The organism is Chloracidobacterium sp. (assembly GCA_016716305.1).
In the GTDB taxonomy this organism is placed as follows: Bacteria; Acidobacteriota; Blastocatellia; order Pyrinomonadales; family Pyrinomonadaceae; genus OLB17.
In genome coordinates this window covers 1,606,604-1,624,243 of record JADJWP010000002.1, presented here as the reverse complement: position 1 = coordinate 1,624,243, position 17,640 = coordinate 1,606,604, and the positions used below count along the sequence as shown (strand labels likewise).

At 55.4% G+C, this 17,640-nt stretch carries 18 protein-coding genes; all 18 read left to right on the top strand.

Annotated features, from left to right (window positions below):
• Positions 1-110: 110 nt before the first annotated feature.
• Entirely contained in the window at positions 111-2,255 is a 2,145-nt protein-coding gene (locus IPM28_09290; GenBank protein MBK9173183.1) for a VWA domain-containing protein, read from the top strand.
• Between the two features lie 44 nt (positions 2,256-2,299).
• Positions 2,300-4,456, top strand: coding sequence for a VWA domain-containing protein (locus IPM28_09285; GenBank protein ID MBK9173182.1), 2,157 nt, complete (start codon positions 2,300-2,302; stop codon positions 4,454-4,456).
• A gap of 69 nt (positions 4,457-4,525) precedes the next feature.
• On the top strand, positions 4,526-5,638 hold the full coding sequence (gene menC / locus IPM28_09280; protein ID MBK9173181.1) for an o-succinylbenzoate synthase: 1,113 nt from the start codon (positions 4,526-4,528) through the stop codon (positions 5,636-5,638).
• Positions 5,639-5,640: 2 nt separating this feature from the next.
• On the top strand, positions 5,641-5,940 hold the full coding sequence (locus IPM28_09275) for a hypothetical protein (GenBank protein MBK9173180.1): 300 nt from the start codon (positions 5,641-5,643) through the stop codon (positions 5,938-5,940).
• A 107-nt stretch (positions 5,941-6,047) separates the two neighbouring features.
• On the top strand, positions 6,048-6,200 hold the full coding sequence (locus IPM28_09270; GenBank protein MBK9173179.1) for a hypothetical protein: 153 nt from the start codon (positions 6,048-6,050) through the stop codon (positions 6,198-6,200).
• A gap of 81 nt (positions 6,201-6,281) precedes the next feature.
• Positions 6,282-6,611, top strand: coding sequence for a hypothetical protein (locus IPM28_09265; protein ID MBK9173178.1), 330 nt, complete (start codon positions 6,282-6,284; stop codon positions 6,609-6,611).
• A 116-nt stretch (positions 6,612-6,727) separates the two neighbouring features.
• Entirely contained in the window at positions 6,728-6,934 is a 207-nt protein-coding gene (locus IPM28_09260; protein MBK9173177.1) for a 2-oxoisovalerate dehydrogenase, read from the top strand.
• A complete protein-coding gene (locus IPM28_09255) occupies positions 6,931-7,173 on the top strand; it encodes a type II toxin-antitoxin system HicA family toxin (GenBank protein MBK9173176.1) in 243 nt (80 codons plus the stop codon). The genes IPM28_09260 and IPM28_09255 overlap by 4 nt, the downstream gene beginning before the upstream one ends.
• 95 nt (positions 7,174-7,268) lie before the next feature.
• Complete coding sequence (locus IPM28_09250; protein ID MBK9173175.1) at positions 7,269-8,150, top strand: hypothetical protein; 882 nt, start codon at positions 7,269-7,271, stop codon at positions 8,148-8,150.
• A 258-nt stretch (positions 8,151-8,408) separates the two neighbouring features.
• Entirely contained in the window at positions 8,409-9,440 is a 1,032-nt protein-coding gene (locus IPM28_09245; protein MBK9173174.1) for a hypothetical protein, read from the top strand.
• A gap of 122 nt (positions 9,441-9,562) precedes the next feature.
• Positions 9,563-11,251, top strand: coding sequence for an energy-dependent translational throttle protein EttA (gene ettA / locus IPM28_09240; GenBank protein ID MBK9173173.1), 1,689 nt, complete (start codon positions 9,563-9,565; stop codon positions 11,249-11,251).
• A 21-nt stretch (positions 11,252-11,272) separates the two neighbouring features.
• Entirely contained in the window at positions 11,273-12,625 is a 1,353-nt protein-coding gene (locus IPM28_09235) for a DUF2254 domain-containing protein (GenBank protein MBK9173172.1), read from the top strand.
• A gap of 30 nt (positions 12,626-12,655) precedes the next feature.
• The gene (locus IPM28_09230) at positions 12,656-13,522 is read left to right on the top strand and encodes a hypothetical protein (protein ID MBK9173171.1); all 867 of its coding nucleotides are present in this window, start codon (positions 12,656-12,658) and stop codon (positions 13,520-13,522) included.
• Positions 13,523-13,724: 202 nt separating this feature from the next.
• Positions 13,725-15,083 carry a cytochrome ubiquinol oxidase subunit I gene (locus IPM28_09225; protein MBK9173170.1) on the top strand — a complete coding sequence of 453 codons (1,359 nt, stop codon included), beginning with the start codon at positions 13,725-13,727 and terminating at the stop codon, positions 15,081-15,083.
• A gap of 9 nt (positions 15,084-15,092) precedes the next feature.
• Positions 15,093-16,130 (top strand): cytochrome d ubiquinol oxidase subunit II, encoded by a 1,038-nt coding sequence (gene cydB / locus IPM28_09220; protein ID MBK9173169.1) that lies wholly within the window; start codon positions 15,093-15,095, stop codon positions 16,128-16,130.
• Positions 16,131-16,232: 102 nt separating this feature from the next.
• Positions 16,233-16,856: a hypothetical protein gene (locus IPM28_09215; protein MBK9173168.1), complete on the top strand. Its 624-nt coding sequence runs from the start codon at positions 16,233-16,235 to the stop codon at positions 16,854-16,856.
• Positions 16,857-16,860: 4 nt separating this feature from the next.
• Entirely contained in the window at positions 16,861-17,163 is a 303-nt protein-coding gene (locus IPM28_09210) for a hypothetical protein (protein ID MBK9173167.1), read from the top strand.
• A gap of 100 nt (positions 17,164-17,263) precedes the next feature.
• Positions 17,264-17,638 carry a transcriptional regulator gene (locus IPM28_09205; protein ID MBK9173166.1) on the top strand — a complete coding sequence of 125 codons (375 nt, stop codon included), beginning with the start codon at positions 17,264-17,266 and terminating at the stop codon, positions 17,636-17,638.
• The last annotated feature ends 2 nt before the right edge of the window (positions 17,639-17,640 follow it).

The window sequence follows — 17,640 nt, the reverse complement described above, 5'->3', positions numbered from 1 at the left end:
ATGCGAATTACGGCGAGGGTTATGTCCGCGGGAAAAGCTTCCCAATTCGGCCGATAAACCCTATTATACCAAACAACGCCCGAGTGTTGAACGGTCTACCTAAACAAACGATGAAACGTCTAAAACTGGCTGCGGCAGTTCTGCTGATCGCGGCTTCCTCAGCGACATTCGCACAAGACGCCCGGCCGACGCCGACGCCCGACGAAAAGGACGTGGTAAAGATCACGACCGCGCTTGTTCAGATCGACGTTACCGTGACCGACCGGAAGGGCAATATCATCCGTGACCTGAAGCCGGAGGAATTTGAGATCTTTGAAAATGGCGAGAAACAGCCGATCAGCAATTTCTCGTTCGTCACGAGCATTAAGGAAACCGCATCGCCGGCAAAGAGCGATGGGGAATCACAGGGAGCTCCGATACCGGCGGCAAGGCTCCGCCCCGAGCAGGTTCGGCGGACGGTCGCATTGGTCGTCGACGATCTGAACCTTTCCTTCGAGAGCGTCCATTTCGTCAGGCGGGCGCTTCGCAAATACGTCGACGAACAGATACAGCCGGGCGATCTGGTCGCGATAATTCGCACAAGCGGCGGCATAGGAGCACTGCAGCAATTCACGTCGGACCGCAGGCAGCTGATAGCTGCGATCGAGCGGATCAAATGGTATCCGATAGCGAATACGAGCGGCGCGTTTGCCCCGATCGAGGGAACGCCGCAGCTTGCCGGCGAACAGTTCGAGACGCCCGGCAGCGGCCCGGGCGAGCGGTCGCCCGCCGCGCTTCAAAAGGAATACCAGGATTTCAGACGCGACGTTTTCTCGACCGGAACGCTCGGTGCGCTCGATTACGTCATTCGCGGCATGCAGGAACTGCCGGGCCGTAAATCATTGATGCTGGTCTCCGACGGGTTTTACTTATACACATCGAATGCGAGCGGCCCGCCCGAGATCTCGCGGACGTTTCGCGGTTTGCAGGCTTTGGTCGATGTGGCGAACCGGGCGTCGGTGGTCGTCTATACGATGGATGCCCGCGGCCTGCAGCCAACCGCGCAGCGAGCTGAAGACAAGACCGAGACCGTCGATTATGCTTCAACGCAGGGACTGATCACGGGCAGGACGACCGAACTCTTTGATAAACAGGACGGCCTCGTATTTCTCGCCCGCGAAACCGGCGGAATCGCGATCATCAGCAACAACGATCTTAACGGCGGCATTCGCCGGATGCTTGATGACCAAAGCTATTACCTGCTTGGTTATTTGCCCGATACAGAAACGTTCGACCCCGAAAAGCGCCGGTTCAATCGTTTGACCGTTCGCGTCAGCCGACCGGATGCGGTCGTCCGCTACCGAAGCGGCTTTTTCGCGGCTGCCGATGCTGAACGTGCACCGGGCGGTCCGGCGACGGCGGGCATGACCATAACGGATGCACTCACGTCGCCGTTCTCGGCAAACGGCGTCGAGCTGACGTTGAACACGGTCTTTACGGTCGTCGGAAAAGAGACCTACCTCCGCTCGTTCCTTCACATTGCGGCGAAAGATCTCAAGTTCGAACAACAGCCGAATGGGAAGCTCAAAGCCGAGTTCGACATACTTGCAATGAGTTTCGGCGATAACGGCGTTCCGGTCGACAAGCAGGACATCACCGCGTTCCTCGACATCTCGCCCGAAGAGCATCGCAAGATAGTCGCCGACGGTTTTGTTTACGGTTTTGTCTTTCCGGTCCGCAGGCCCGGAGCCTATCAGATGCGCGTCGCGCTTCGCGACAAAGGCAGCGCCAAGGTCGGTTCGGCAAACCAATTTGTCGAGATGCCCGATCTCAGAAAGCAGGAATTGACGCTTTCGGGCATTATTCTCGAGAATCTCACCAACCAGCAATGGCTTCGTATCACCGGCCAGAGCGGCAATACCGGCGCCGAAATAACCACCGATCCGCTCAATGACACGTCGCGCCGACGGTTCAGGCGAGGCACGATCCTGCGTTACGGGCTGGAGGTCTTCAACATCCGGGCATCGGGCGGACGTTCGCCAAAGGTAACGGCACAGGCGAGGATCTTTCGCAACGGGCGAGCGGTGTTCGTAGGCCGCGATACTCCGATCGACGGCGGCGGCAGTCGTTCGGATACGCTCCCGTTCGCCGGCGGTGTTACCCTTGGCACCGACATGGAGCCCGACGATTACATTCTGCAGATCGTCGTCACCGAAGCAGCGGGCGGCAAGAAACGCGTCGCTTCGCAGTTCGTTCAGTTCGAGATAGTAAATTAGCCCGATCGCATTATTTGAAAGCAATAGATCAAAAAGGCTCGTAGATGAAACTCTTCAAACTTCTGCTTATCGTCCTGTCGGCAGCATCCGCCGTCGCCGCCCAGCGTCCGACGCCGACGCCGACGCCCGAAGAGGCTGGTGTCGTCAAGATCTCGACGACGCTGATCCAGCTCGACGTGACGGTCGTTGACGGAAAGGGAAAGGTCGTCCGCGGACTCAAGCCCGAGGACTTTGAGATTCTCGAGAACGGCGAAAGACAAAAGATCAGTAATTTTTCGTTCATCTCGGCCGAGAAACAGATCGGTCCTGATATCGCAGCCCAGCCTGACGCGATGGGTGTTCCGGCGCCGCCGGCAGCCGTTAAGATGGATTCGGTCAGGCGGACGGTGGCGTTGGTCGTCGACGATCTGGCACTTTCGTTCGAAAGCGTTTATCAAACCCGGAGAGCACTGAAGAAGTTCGTCGACGAACAGATGCAGGACGGCGATCTTGTAGCGATAATTCGTACAGGCGCGGGTATCGGAGCATTGCAGCAATTCACCGCCGACAAGCGCCTTCTGCATGCCGCGATCGAGCGCGTCAGATGGAACCCGATCGGCCGGGGCGGAATAGGGGCATTTGCCCCGATCGAGCCGACGATGCTCGAAGAAGCGAGGGCCGCCGGCGACTCGACCGTATCGGACGAGGATCTCGAACAGGAACGCAACTTCAACAATAGCTTTGACGATTTTCGCGGGAGCACTTTTGCCACCGGTACGCTTGGCGCTCTTCGATACATTGTCGAAGGTATGGGCGAATTGCCGGGCCGAAAATCGGTCGTGCTTTTTTCCGACGGGTTTCGGCTGCTGGAGCGCGACTCGCAGGGATTTTCGGGTGCCGGGGGCGTCCTCGAATTCCTGAGGAAATTGGTCGACGTGGCGAACCGTTCATCGGTCGTTTTTTATACCATCGATCCGCGCGGGCTGGTCTTCACCGGCTTTACGGCCGCCGACCGCATCGTAGACACATCGCCGCAGGCGATACAGCGAACGCTCTCGACGCGTTCCGATGAGCTGATCGAAACGCAGGCCGGGCTCCGATACCTTGCCGAAGAGACCGGCGGGTTTGCCGTCACGAACAACAACGACATCATCGGCGGGCTGCGAAAGGTGATCGAGGATCAGAGCTATTACCTGATCGGTTACGAACCCGATTCGGATACGTTCGATCCGATAAAGAGGCGGTATAACCGGCTCGAGGTGCGCGTCGCCCGCAAGGACCTGACCGTTAGGTATCGCAGCGGTTTCTTTAACGTCGCAAACGAAAATATCGCCCGCGCGCCGACGGCCGAACTCACTCCGGTGCAGCAGATCCAGACGGCACTCACATCGCCCTTCGCTGTCAACGACATCCGTCTCAGCCTGAACTCGCTTTACGGTAACGATGCAAGGTCGGGCAATTTTGTCCGGTCGCTGCTCCACGTCGATGCCGGCGGCCTGAAGTTCGTGGATATGCCCGACGGCCGCCGAAAGGCTGAGATCGCAATACTCGCGGTCAGCTTTGGCGATAACGGCGTCCCGGTCGATCAGATCTCGCGGGCCTACACGATCAACGTCGATGACCGCGGCTATCGCAAGATAATGGCCGAGGGCTTCGTTTATCATTTTGCGTTTCCGGTCAAGAAACCGGGCGCTTATCAGTATCGCGTTGCGATCAGAGATCAGACCGCCGGGACGGTCGGCTCGGCGAATCAGTTCATTGAAGTGCCGAGCATGAAGAAGGGAAACCTGACGCTTTCCGGCATAGTGCTCGAACGCCATTCATTTGAAAATTGGAAGGCTCTCGCCGAGGGCCGGCCCGCATCGGCCTCCGAGGGTTCGACGGCGTTGACCGACACGTCGCTGCGTCGGTTTCGGTCGAACGGCGTCCTTCAATATGCATTCGAGATCTATAACGCGAGGCTCGATGCCGCTAAGCGGCCAAGCCTGACCACCAAGATACGGCTTTTCAGAGGCAGGACCGTCGTTCTTGACGGCGTCAATGTTCCGTATGATCCGGCGGGCCAGACCGACCCGGAACGGCTCAAGGCCGCCGGAGCCATTAGTCTCGGGCGAGAAATGCCGCCCGGCGATTATGTCCTTCAGGTCATCGTCATCGACAATTTGGCGAAGTCGAAGCGAAAGCTGAAAACATCGTACGTTCAATTTGAGGTCTACGAGTAGGTCAGCGAATGCAGAACGGCTTTGATTGCAATTATTCGCAACTAAAACTAATCTAATTGCTTTGCCGTTATGCTAAACATTAGAGCAATAGAACTTACCGAGATAAACCTCCCGCTCGTCCACTTCTTTGAGACCAGTTTTGGCCGGACCTATGAACGCCGTATAATTCTGGTCCGCGTTCTAGACGCCGACGGAGCCGAAGGCTGGGGTGAGATCACGTGCGGCGAAGAGCCCGGTTATTCCGACGAATGGACCGATTCGGCATGGGTGACGGCGGAGAAGATCCTTGCACCGATGGTCGTGGGGAAAGAGGTTGCGTCGGCCGCGGAAGTCTGGAATCTGATGAAATGGGTTCGCGGCCACCGGATGGCGAAATCGGGCATCGAAACGGCGTGCTGGGACCTCGAAGCCAAGAAGCTCGGCGTGCCTTTGTGGCGGCACTTGGGCGGTGTAAATCAGGTGATCGAATGCGGGGTTTCGATCGGCATACAGGATTCGATCGCCCAGCTTCTGGACAAGATCCGCGTCGAGCTTGAGGCGGGCTACAAACGCATCAAGATAAAGATCTCGCCCTCGTGGGACTACGACGTTATCATGGCCGTGCGGGCTGAGTTTGGCGACATTTTGTTGATGGGCGACGCGAATTCCGCATACACGCTTGCGGATATCGATAAGCTCAAGTCGCTGGATGAATTCGACCTGATGATGCTCGAACAGCCGCTCCCGTACGACGACATCATTGACCACGCAAAGCTCCAGCGTGAGATCAAAACGCCGATCTGTCTCGACGAGCCGATAAAATCGCCCGAGGACGCCCGCAAGGCGATCGAGCTCAAGTCAGGCAAAATCATCAACCTCAAAAACGGCCGCGTCGGCGGACACACGCAATCAAAGATGATCGAGCAGATCTGCCGCGAAGCCAACATGCCTGTCTGGTGCGGCGGCATGCTCGAATCCGGCATCGGCAGGGCACACAACATCGCCATCTCGACCCTCGCCGGCTACACCATGCCCGGCGACGTCTCGGCCTCAAAACGCTACTGGCACGAAGACATCATCTCCCCGGAAGTCGAGGTCTCGCCCGAAGGCACCATCACCGCCCCGGACGGTCCGGGCATCGGGTTTGAGGTAAGACTCGATCGCATAAAGAAGGTCTCGGCAAAAAGTGTTCGGATCAATTGATTATGGTTGTTGAAAGCGAAAATGGCGCGACCATCGATGCAATGCCTGACGAACGGCTCCTGGAGTTGATTCTGACAAAATTAGACAAAGCGACTCTGGCAAAAACACATTGTCTTCAATACATCGATCCTTACGGAGACACGACATTCAATATGCTTCAGAAGCCGATTCTCCTCAACGAAGTGTTAGCCTTAGAGCCACTCTGTGACCTGAGTGAACGCGAACATCTTCACAAGATCATCGCATTTTTGAAAAAGCATGTGGATGGAATTCATACTTATGTGAAGTTCTACGGCGATTAGTTTGGGCTTCGCATAGCTATAAAGCACGCACACGCCCGGGAATCGGTTTTGAGGTAAAACGCGAACGGATCGATCAAGCGACGGTAAGAACTTCGGAGGTTAAGTAAATGGCTAAGAAGAAAGTGGCAAGCATCGATGAGATAATTTTGAATAAATGGCTTGTTGAATTTGATCGAAAGCCATTAGATAAACATCCGTTGTACGGCTTCGTTGTGGATTGCAACGACGACCTTACGCTGCTACACGTTTTTGATCATTAACTTTTTATCCTAGATGGCTACTGTGTCTTTTCCAACGCTGACGTAAAGAAGTATGCGGTCTATGACGACGAAACGTCTTTTTTGAGCGAAGTAATTCGAGCCAAGAAGATCGTGCCCAAGCCGTTGCCGAAAATTTCTATTGCCAGCTGGTCGGATGTTTTGGAAAGCGTCAGCAAGTTATTTCCTCTTTTGGTCGTCGAGACAGAGCGTCTGCACAAGAACGAATGTTACATCGGCAAGGTTACCGAGATCAGGAAGAAGAGTTTCAAGCAACAAGAAATGGATACTGATGCGGTTTGGTATGGTTTCACAAAGTACAAATTTGAAGACGTTACAATGATAAGTTTCGGCGGTCTCTATGAATCAACGCTAGCATTGGTAAACGCAGAACGGGAAAAATCGGAGCAGTAACATAGTGGGTTCGTAGACACTAGCGACAATTTCATGCGGAGGTTGTCCCCGATTTGGTTTACGCGCTTTTGTAACCGACCGATGCGAAAATTAGTTATAATCAGGTGATGAGTAACATTAATGAGATAATTTTCGTGGTCGAAGACGACATTGAGGGTGGGTACAACGCCCGGGCCTTGGGTGAGTCGATATTTACGCAAGGCGAGAGTATCGAAGAGTTGAGAACCAACATTCGTGATGCCGTTGATTGTCATTTTGAACCGGATGCCAAACCGAAAATGATTCGGCTTCACTTTGTTTCGGAGGAAGTTCTGGCAGCATGAAGCTCCCCCGAGATATCAGCGGACTTTCGCTCGCGAATGCATTGAAAGCACTCGGATATGAAATAACCCGCCAATCCGGAAGTCATATTCGCTTGACAACAGCGGTTAACGGCGAACACCACATAACGATCCCGGCCCACGACCCATTAAAGATAGGAACCCTCGCCGGCATTCTCGCCGACATCGCCCGGCACCACGAATTGAGCCGGGATGAGCTATTGAGAAATCTTGACCTTTGATCAGTGCCCCCGACATCCCGGGAATCGGGTTTGAGGTAAAGTGCGATCAAATAAATCGTGTCGCAGTACGAAATGTTTTGATAAACTAACGATCGATGATTCGTAAACCTGCCATCGTCATCCTCGGCTTCGTGTTGTTGACTCTTTGTGTTCCGGTGACAAATGCGCAAGGTTACGTTGATATCTTGCCCGACGAGATTAAGGCACCATTTCGCGAGCGATTCATCAAGATCACCTCTGAAATACAAGGTACTCCATCGGACGAATGGGCTGGTGCTTACGCGCGATACGTTGGCGAGACCTGGTCTGATGTCCTCGTATGGACGCCGGAGCTCGGATTCGCCGCCTTTCGTGACACGTGTAGCTACGGTCCTCGTGCATGGGTGAATTTTGGATCCGCCGGGTTCGAGAATGGGCTGCTCATTCTAACCTCGGAACAGACATTTGCCGGCGAACATGTGCTTTCGATAAAACGGGAATATACGCCGGTGAAATGGGGCCAACAGCGGTGGTTGATACCAACAGATGAGCTTGAGCTTTTTGCTTACGCAGTTAATTCAGGGTCATCTAACGACTACCACAGCTTCTACTCAAAGTCGGACGGAAACGCCGATACGCCGAAAGGCCAGCCCGAACTTCCAACCCAGTTCAAACACCTCCTCAACCGAAAACCGGTCAAGGCAAGGATCGAGCGTATCGGAGAAAAACCCGAGCAGTGGTACCCGGATGTCACCATCGATGCCGGCAAGGACAAAGGCGTGATCGTCGGGATGAGCTTTTGGCTGACCGGAGTAAAGAACACCGAAGTAAAGATTTCGGTCGCCTCGGTAAGTGAGAAGACTGCTGTCGCAAAGGTTGTCGCTATAAGCCATCGTTATGAGTACGACGACGAAGGCGATCCCAAAGGGCCTGAGTCCGAGGAATTTCGCCTCATGGCAGGAATGAGGGTTTCAAGCCGTAGCCCCAAGGATGAATAGCGGTTGGCTTCGCATAGCCATGCCGTTTACGGCGTGGGACGGGTCGCCCAAATTTCTACAGCCCGTTTACGGGGTTACCTTCGAAGGGCGTAAACGCCCTAAGGTTTTATTCGCTGGGTTCACCACGCCGTGAACGGCGTGGCTATGCTCAAGCTCAAATTATGTTTGGGTGGCTATGCTCGTTCGAGCACTTTTTTGAACCGATTTTTTGTTCGCACTCGCGTATTGAAACAGCTTGAACTGATGCGAGGAAAATCAATGAAAAAGCCCAACATAATTCTGGCCCTGATCTGTATCCACATTTTCTTAACCGTCGCCATTTCCCAGACTGCGAAGTTCGACATTGTTGCCTACACGCCGCCCGCGGGTTTTGCGTTCGAAAAAGATGCCGATTCGCTGCGTTTTACAAAAGAGTCAGGCGGCAGCTTTTGCGTGATATCTCTGACACGGTCAGTGGACGGCGTCGGCGATCCGGTGAAGAACTTCGAGTTGCTCTGGAAAGGCATGGCGACCGATGGCCTGAACGCCTCCGCACCTCAGCGTGGAAAGGGCGGCGAAAAGAACGGCTGGCAGGCGGAAGTCGGCGTTGCCGGGTTCGAGAAGGACGGGCTGAAAGGGGCAGCTTTGCTGACGACTTTCACGGGCAACGGCAAAGTTGTTGCCATCCTGTCGATCACCAATTCTGAATCGTGCCAACAGGACATCGAGGTGTTCGTCGACAGCGTAAAACTCCCGCAGATCGCGGCTCCAAAGGCTTCGGTCGCTCCGCCCGCGGCGGCGCCTTCAGGCGATGCCGCAAAGCTCATCGGCCGATGGCAGCGTTCGAGTTCGAGCGCGCCCTCGTACGGCAACACGGCGAGTTGGGGCACCGCCGGCTATACGAGAAGCCGTTATGAGTTCAACTCGAACGGAACCTACGCCTACACCGAGCGTACATTCAGGATGACGCATCCTGTGATCTTCATCGTCAGAGAGAGCGGCAGATACTCTGTCAACGGCAGCACGCTGACGGTCAACCCGACAAAAAGCACCATCACGTCATATAGAAAAGCCGGTGGCGGCGACGCGCTTGGGACGGTCGCCGCTACACAGGATCGCAAACTCGAGACCGTGTCGTATAGGTTCACCTTTCATTATTTCTCCGGGATCGATGAATGGAACCTCGTGCTGCAGGCCGATAGCCCGACCCTGCGTGACGGCCAGTTCAGCGGAAACACGACATTCAATAACGCCTGGTATTTCGATCAGAAATATACCGACACTGACCTGACGGCCGTCCGTATCTTTTAGCAGCAGGCGAAATGCCTGGCGCTCATCGGCCCTTCATCTCGACCGCAGCACGCGAAACCTCTATTGACAGGGGGCGGGTTAGACCTCGCCTCTTTTTTTGTTAGAATTACGCTTTTCGCGATATGAGCAATCAAGAACCAAGCAAGATCATCTTTTCGATGGTCAAAGTATCAAAGTTTTACGACAAGAAGCCCGTCCTTAAGGACATCTATCTTTCGTTCTTTTACGGGGCAAAGATCGGTGTGCTCGGCCTCAACGGCGCGGGTAAATCCTCATTGCTGAGGATCATCGCCGGTACCGACAAAGAGTTCAACGGCGAGGTCGTTTTTTCGAAAGGCTATTCGGTCGGCTATCTCGAACAGGAGCCAAAGCTCGACGAGACCAAGACGGTTCGGCAGATCGTCGAGGAAGCCGTGCAGGAGACCGTAGATCTGCTCAAGGAATTTGAGGAGATCAACGCCAAGTTCGCCGAGCCGATGGACGATGACGCGATGAACTCGCTTATCGAACGGCAGGGCGAGGTGCAGGAAAGACTCGATCATGCCGACGCGTGGGACCTCGATTCGCGGCTTGAGATGGCGATGGACGCTCTCCGCTGCCCGCCGGCGGATACGAATATCGCTACGCTTTCAGGCGGCGAGAAACGCCGCGTCGCGCTTTGCCGTTTGCTGCTGCAAAAACCGGATATCCTCTTGCTCGACGAGCCGACCAATCATCTCGATGCCGAGACCGTTTCGTGGCTTGAACAGCACCTGCAGAAATACGAGGGGACGATCATAGCCGTAACGCATGACCGGTATTTCCTCGACAATGTTGCCGGTTGGATACTCGAACTCGACCGCGGCGAGGGCATCCCGTGGAAGGGTAATTATTCGAGCTGGCTCGAACAAAAATCGCAGCGGCTTGCGCAGGAGCAAAAGACCGAGGACAAACGGCAAAAGACCCTCGAACGCGAACTTGAATGGATACGCATGTCGCCAAAGGGCCGCCATGCGAAATCGAAGGCGCGTATCAACGACTATGAAAAAATGGTCGCGACCGAATCGGAAAAACGCAGCGAAGATCTCGAGATATTCATCCCGCCTGGCGAGCGTCTTGGCGATCTGGTCATCGAAGCACATGGCGTTTCAAAGGCCTACGGCGACAAACTGCTGTTCGAGGATCTTGAATTCTCGCTTCCGCCGGGCGGAATTGTCGGCGTGATCGGCCCGAACGGCGCGGGAAAAACGACGCTTTTTCGACTGATCACCGGCCAGGAAGAACCCGACAGCGGCACATTTAAGGTCGGGCCGACGGTAAAGCTGGGTTACGTTGACCAATCGCGCGATTCGCTCAATGCCGACAAGACCATCTTTGACGAGATCGCCGACGGCCTTGATTTCGTGACGCTCGGCAAACGCGAAATGAACGCTCGAGCATACGTGTCGCGGTTCAATTTCTCGGGCAGCGATCAGCAAAAACGCGTCGGACAGCTCTCGGGCGGCGAGCGCAATCGCGTCCATCTTGCAAAGATGTTGAAATCGGGCGCAAATGTTATACTGCTCGACGAGCCCACCAACGATCTCGACGTGAACACGATGCGTGCACTCGAGGAAGCTTTAGAAAACTTTGCAGGATGCGCGGTCGTAATTAGCCACGACCGATGGTTTCTTGACCGTATCGCGACGCATATTCTGGCGTTCGAAGGCGATTCGCACGTCGAATATTTCGACGGTAATTACAGCGAATACGAAGAGGACCGAAAACGGCGTCTCGGGCATGACGCCGACCAGCCGCACCGGATCAAGTATCGCAGCCTTACCCGTGCCTAAAGTGCACTCTTGCTGAAATGAATGTCTGACGATCTTCGGCGATCACAAAGCAAACGCCGGACCGTGCGAGCCGACCGCGACCACGCCGGGCTGCTCGTGTCCGTCCTTATCGGCTTTCTTGCATTATATTTGCTGCTGCTCGTCGTGCTCGGCAGACCGACCTGGAAGGTGCTCGAACAGATGCTGCCGTCGCTCGGGATCGCGATGATCGGTGTCGGCATAACGGTGCTGGTCACGACGTTCTCATTCGTCTTTGTTGCGCTCTCGCTCGTCTCGGTCCAGTTCTCGCCGAGGGTCGTACGGCATTTTTGGCATGGCGACAAGTTTCGCCGCGTTTTCCTTTGGTCGTTCATCGGCATCTTCGGCTTTTTGTTCGCGGTGCAGTTTGTCGGCGTCGTTCAGCTTCAATTGCTTGCGGTCATGCTTTCGGCTTACGGCGTCTTTGTTCTTTTTCCGGCATTTCTGAGCTATCTTGCCGACAACATCAATGCCGCCAGCATCACCCATAACATCGCGAACCGCACGCTCGAAGAGATCGAACGTGACCTTCCACGGATCGAGGAGGTTACGGCCCCGCCGCCGTCGACGGTCTGCTCAGAAACGAGCGGTTTTCTCGCGGCGATAGACACAGATCGCCTATTGGCGGTGTTTTCCAATGTAAGGCGCGATCATCCCGAAGCGGTCTTGTGCGTCTCAAACTATCTTGGCAGCTTTGTCGAGGTCGGTTCACCGCTCGCGGTGATCGAGCCCGAGACGCCGCTTCCAGCCGCGATCAAAAGCGAGATAAAGGGGTGTTTTGCTCTTCATAAATTCCGGAGCATCGATCAGGATATCGAGTACGGCGTTAGGCAGCTTGTTGACATTGGCGTCAAAGCCATCTCGCCCGCGGTGAACGACCCAACGACATGTGTCAATTGCATCCATTACCTTGGCGTGATAATCAAGGAGCTTGCGGGACGTGACCTGCGATCGAGGAAGTCAGCAACGCTGGAAGGCCACGGCATCTTTGTGAAAGAGCCGTCATTTGAACAGTATATCGACGACGCCTTTGACCAGCTCTATCAGTTCGGCCGCCGTGACCACGTCATTGTGAGAACGCTTCTTAACGTTCTGACCGAGATATTGTCGGCTGCGGCCGATGCCGGGCGGGCGGCGGTGGTCGCAAAAGAGGTCGGAGACATGGAACTGCAGGGCCTTTATGAGGCCGACCAGGGATCGGCGTTCCCGCTTGTTGAGTATCGGGATTTCGTGAGAAAGGCCCTTCGCCGTTTTTATGCAACGGCCGCTGACAAGTTCGATCGGCTGGGCGATCAGGACGCGGCGGCCGAGCATAGGCGGCGGGCCGAAGCAGTCGGTGCCAGCTTTGGCACCTAAGATCGTATTCATCGCTCCCCGCTGGAAAACATGAGACCCAACTCGAAAGAAATAGCCGTCATTTTTGCTATTGCCGTTCTTTTGTTTGCCGCATCGTGCGGCGGGTCGGCGGATAGCGGAAACGCGATAGCGTCGGTTGACGCCAACACGACGGAAGCCGAACCGCCGAAGAGTTTTGTGCCGCCGCCGGCCGAACCGGAATTCCCCGATCTTCAGGCTGAGATCAAGGACGGCCGCTTTGCGGCGACATCGTCGCCCATCGGGTCATTCGATTTTCGCAATCACACCTATCCATTGCCGCGCGGGTGGCATAATCCCGACGGGACCGACGAGATCAGACTCGAGAACGGCCGGCTCGAGCCGATCGCGGGAACCGTATCGGACGATATGTCGGATACCGAAAAAGCCGAGGCAAGATCACAGCGGCGGATCGGCCTCTCATACGTCTCTACCCGGTTTTTCGATGCTACCGGCGACGGCCAGGACGACGCGGTCGTGATTCTCAAGATCGAAACGGCCGGAAATGCGATACCCCAGCTCGCATATATCTTCGAATGGAAAGATGAAAAGCCCGAGTTGATCTGGCATTTCCGTACCGGCGACCGTGCCGATGGCGGCCTTAAAGATATCAGGGTCGAGGACGGTGCACTCGCGATCGAGCTCTTCGGGCAAGACCGCTTCATGCTCGGCTCGATCGAGACCGGAAAGATAACCGGCGACGAGGAACAGCTTTGCTGCCCGACGCATTTTACCCGCTCGTTCTATAAATGGAACGGCAAGAACTTCCTTCGCCAGGGCAAACGGTTGACCTATCTGACGACCGATCCGACGGCACCGCCGGTCGAGAACATGGGCGATGTCGTCAACGCCAAAAAGCCGCCCGCAAAGAAACGTTAACCCGTTTCAGCCCTCATCTGACGGCACTCAATTCGCATCCGCTCAAAAATTAGTATCGTTAATATGACGAACGGCACATCTGTTTTTTCCCAAACCTTGCATCAAAAAAGAAAACGTTAGAAGATACGCTTGTAACAGACCCAACCGAAACCTGCAGCGGTGGTAAACGACTGATCTACGACACTCAAACGGAGGATCTGCTGTGGAAGCCCTTACTCTTGACCGCATCCAATTTGCGTTCACGATAACTTACCATTATCTCTTTCCTCAGCTTACGATGGGCCTTGCTCCGCTGATCGTCATTTTCAAATCGCTTGCGATCTGGAAAAAGGACGAACGCTGGAACGAAGCCGCACGGTTCTGGGGCAAGATCTTTGGCATCACGTTTCTTTTCGGCGTCGTGACCGGCATCCCGATGGAGTTTCAGTTCGGCACGAACTGGGCCGTCTTTTCGAAGTATGCAGGCGGCGTCATAGGCCAGACATTGGCGATGGAAGGGACGTTCGCATTCTTTCTCGAATCATCGTTCATCGGCCTATTTCTGTTTGGCGAGAAACGGCTCGGCCAAACGCTCCACTGGCTTTCGGCATTCCTGCTTTTCGTCGGGACGTGGCTCTCGGGCTGGTTCATCATCGCGACCAACGCCTGGATGCAGCATCCGGTCGGGTATGAGGTCGCTGCCGATGGAAGCGTCCAACTGACCAGCTTCTGGGCGCTTGTTTTCAACGAATGCGCGGTTTACCAATACATGCACAATATGGGCGGAGCCGTCGTCACGGGCTCGTTCGCCGTCGCGGCGCTTGGTGCCTTTTACGTGCTTTCAAAACGTCAGGTCGAATACGGCAAGATGTTCGTCAAAGCGGGCGTCATCGCCGGATGTGTTTCAAGCATCTGGATGCTGTTCCCTTCGGGCGATCTGCAGGGACGGATGGTCGCCGAACATCAGCCCGTCACGCTCGCGGCGATGGAGGGCCTATTCGATACGACGAACGGCGCGCCGCTTGTCCTGATCGGGCAGCCGGATATGGAAAAGAAGCGGCTCGATAACGCCATCCATATCCCGAACATGCTCAGCTTCATCACCTATCAGCGTTGGGATGCGAAGGTTCGCGGGCTGAACGAGTTTCCCGAGGATCAGCACCCCGACAACATCCCGCTGCTTTATTACAGTTTTCACATCATGGTCGGCCTCGGGACGATCTTTATAGCCATTATGGGCATCGCCGTTCTTTGGCTTTGGCGCGGATGGCTTTACGATTCCAACTGGCTGCTCTGGATCTTGATGCTTCTTTTCCCGTTCCCATTCATCGCGAACACCGTCGGCTGGATGGTCGCCGAACTAGGCCGCCAGCCGTGGCTGGTTTATGGCCTTTTCAGGACCGAGGAAGGCGCGTCCCACATGGTCTCCAGCGGCAACGTGATGTTCACGCTGCTCGGTTTTTTCGGGATGTACACGGTGCTTTCGCTGCTATATATCTTCCTGATGCTTCGCCGGATCGAACACGGTGCCGACGAGCTCGGCGCAGGCATCAGCGAGACAACGGAGGCCGCATACCTGTAGGAGGAGGATATGGAATTAACGTGGTTCATGATAGTTGCGTTCATGCTGGTCTGCTATGTCATCCTCGACGGGTTCGACATCGGAGCCGGCATAGTTCATTACATCGTCGGCCGCAGCGACGCCGAGCGAGCGGCGGTCATCCGTTCGATCGGCCCTGTTTGGGACGGCAACGAGGTCTGGCTTTTGGCAACGGGCGGAACGCTCTATTTCGCGTTTCCGCAGCTTTACGCATCGGCGTTCTCGGGCTTTTATCTTCCGCTGATGATGGTGCTCTGGCTGCTGATATTGCGGGCAGCGGGCATCGAGCTTCGCCATCAGCTCGAGCACAATCAGATGTGGACGAACTTTTGGGATTTCGTCTTTTCGCTTGCCAGCATCCTGCTCGCGATCTTTTACGGAGCGGCTCTCGGCAACGTCATTCGCGGCGTCCCGCTCGATGAACAGGGCTATTTTTTTGAGCCGCTCTTCACCCACTGGGGAACGACCGGCGAGACCGGGATACTCGATTGGTTCACCGTGCTTTCGGGCGTTGTTGCCTTTCTGGCCCTTGCCGTTCACGGAGCGAACTATTTGGCCCTGAAGACCGAGGGCGATATGAACCAGCGTGCCCGCAGGGTCGTCGGCCTCGGATGGTTTGCTCTCGTTGCGGTCACACTCATTAGCCTTTGGGCCGTGATGTATGTCCGCCCGACGCTGCTCGATAATTATTTCGCATTGCCTGTCGGCTGGCTGATCCCGATCGCTGTCGTGGCCTCGCTTGCGGCGATCAAATACTTCAACACCAGGGGCGACGACAAAAAGGCGTTTCTTTCGTCTTCGGTCTATCTCGCGACGATGCTCGGCGGAGCCGTTTACGGGCTTTTCCCGCTCGTGCTGCCGGCGCTCGAGCCGGCGAACAGCCTGACGGTCTACAACGCCCGAGCAGGTGATTACGGGCTGAGCGTCGCTCTGATCTGGTGGCCGATCGGCATCATCATCGCACTCGGCTATTACACATTCCTTTTCCGCACGTTCAAAGGAAAGGTTTCTGTCGGCCAGGAGCATTGATCCGGGCTTTGCGGCGGGCTGCGGCCCGCCATTTTCATGTCGAATAACTTTGTAATACAAAGTACTTGACAAGCGGAACTACTTGGCATATATTTCCCTTCGATGTCAAACGTTTCTCAACTTCGCAAGACCGAGTCCGAGCCCGACGAGCCCGTCAGCCTCGGCGACCGCGCTCTGGATAATTTGAAATACATCCGCGATGCAATGGAGCGGTCGACAAGCTTCACGGCCGTTCCGGGTTACGGCGGGATACTTATGGGCGTGACGGCGATCGTTGCGGCCGTGATCGCCAACGGCCAGATCTATCTTCGCGATTGGCTGATCGTCTGGGTTACAGAGGCGTTTCTTGCGGCGGCGATCGGATTTCTAGCGATGTGGCAGAAATCAAAGATCGGCGGCCAATCGCTATTCTCGACGCCGGCACGCAAATTTGCATACAGCTTTTTTCCGCCGATCGTTGTCGGCATCGCTCTCACGTTCGGGCTCTGGCGGTTTGATAATTACAGCGTGATGGCGGCGATGTGGATGCTCTGTTACGGAGCGGCGGTCATCGGCGGCGGTGCCTATTCGGTCCGCGCGGTGCCGGTGATGGGCTGGTGCTTCATCGTACTCGGGGCAATAACGCTGGCGCTGCCAAAAGGCAGCGGCGACGAGATGATGGCCGCGAGCTTCGGCCTGCTTCACATTATTTTTGGGGCAGTGATCGCCCGGCGTTACGGAGGCTAGATCTATGGAAAACACATTTTTTGACCAAAACAAACGCGCGATCGTTATTGTCGCCTGCATCGCAATTGTGCTCGCCATTCCGGCTGTCGCAATGCAGTTTACGAACGAGGTCCGCTGGAGCGGGTCCGACTTTATCGCCATGGCCGTATTGTTATTGGTGGCTGGTTTCGCGATCGAAGTCGTTCTTCGAACAGTCGTCCGGTCCGTCCATCGGCTCGCTTTGGTCGCGGCGATATTGCTCGCATTCCTGCTCATTTGGGCGGAACTCGCGGTCGGCATTTTCGGGACGCCGCTCGCGGGAAGCTAGTCTGATCGGGTTTTCCCCTTTTCTAGTTCGTGTTTGTGACGAAAACATTGACCACGAAATGGGAAAAGAAGAAAAAGGCGGAAAGCGCCGTTTGAATTTTATGGCGAAGTCCAATTTAGCAAAGGTAGATAATAACGGATCGCCGCCGCGGCTTTCTGTGGCGAAGGCGGCCGAGACCGTCTCGAACGATCTCGACAAGGTGATCCACGAACGGATGCGTCTCGGCATCATCAGCGCGTTGGCGGCGAACGATAAACTCAGTTTCGGCGAACTGAGAACGCTGCTCGACACCACCGACGGCAACCTCAGCGTCCACGCCCGCAAGCTCGAAGATGCAGGATACGTAACGATGAAGAAATCCTTCGCCGGCCGCATGCCGCTGACCGAATACAAAATAACCGCCGCCGGCCGCAAGGCGCTCGAGCGATACCTCGACCACATGGAAGCACTTATCAAGGCGATGAAAAGGAAGTAAAC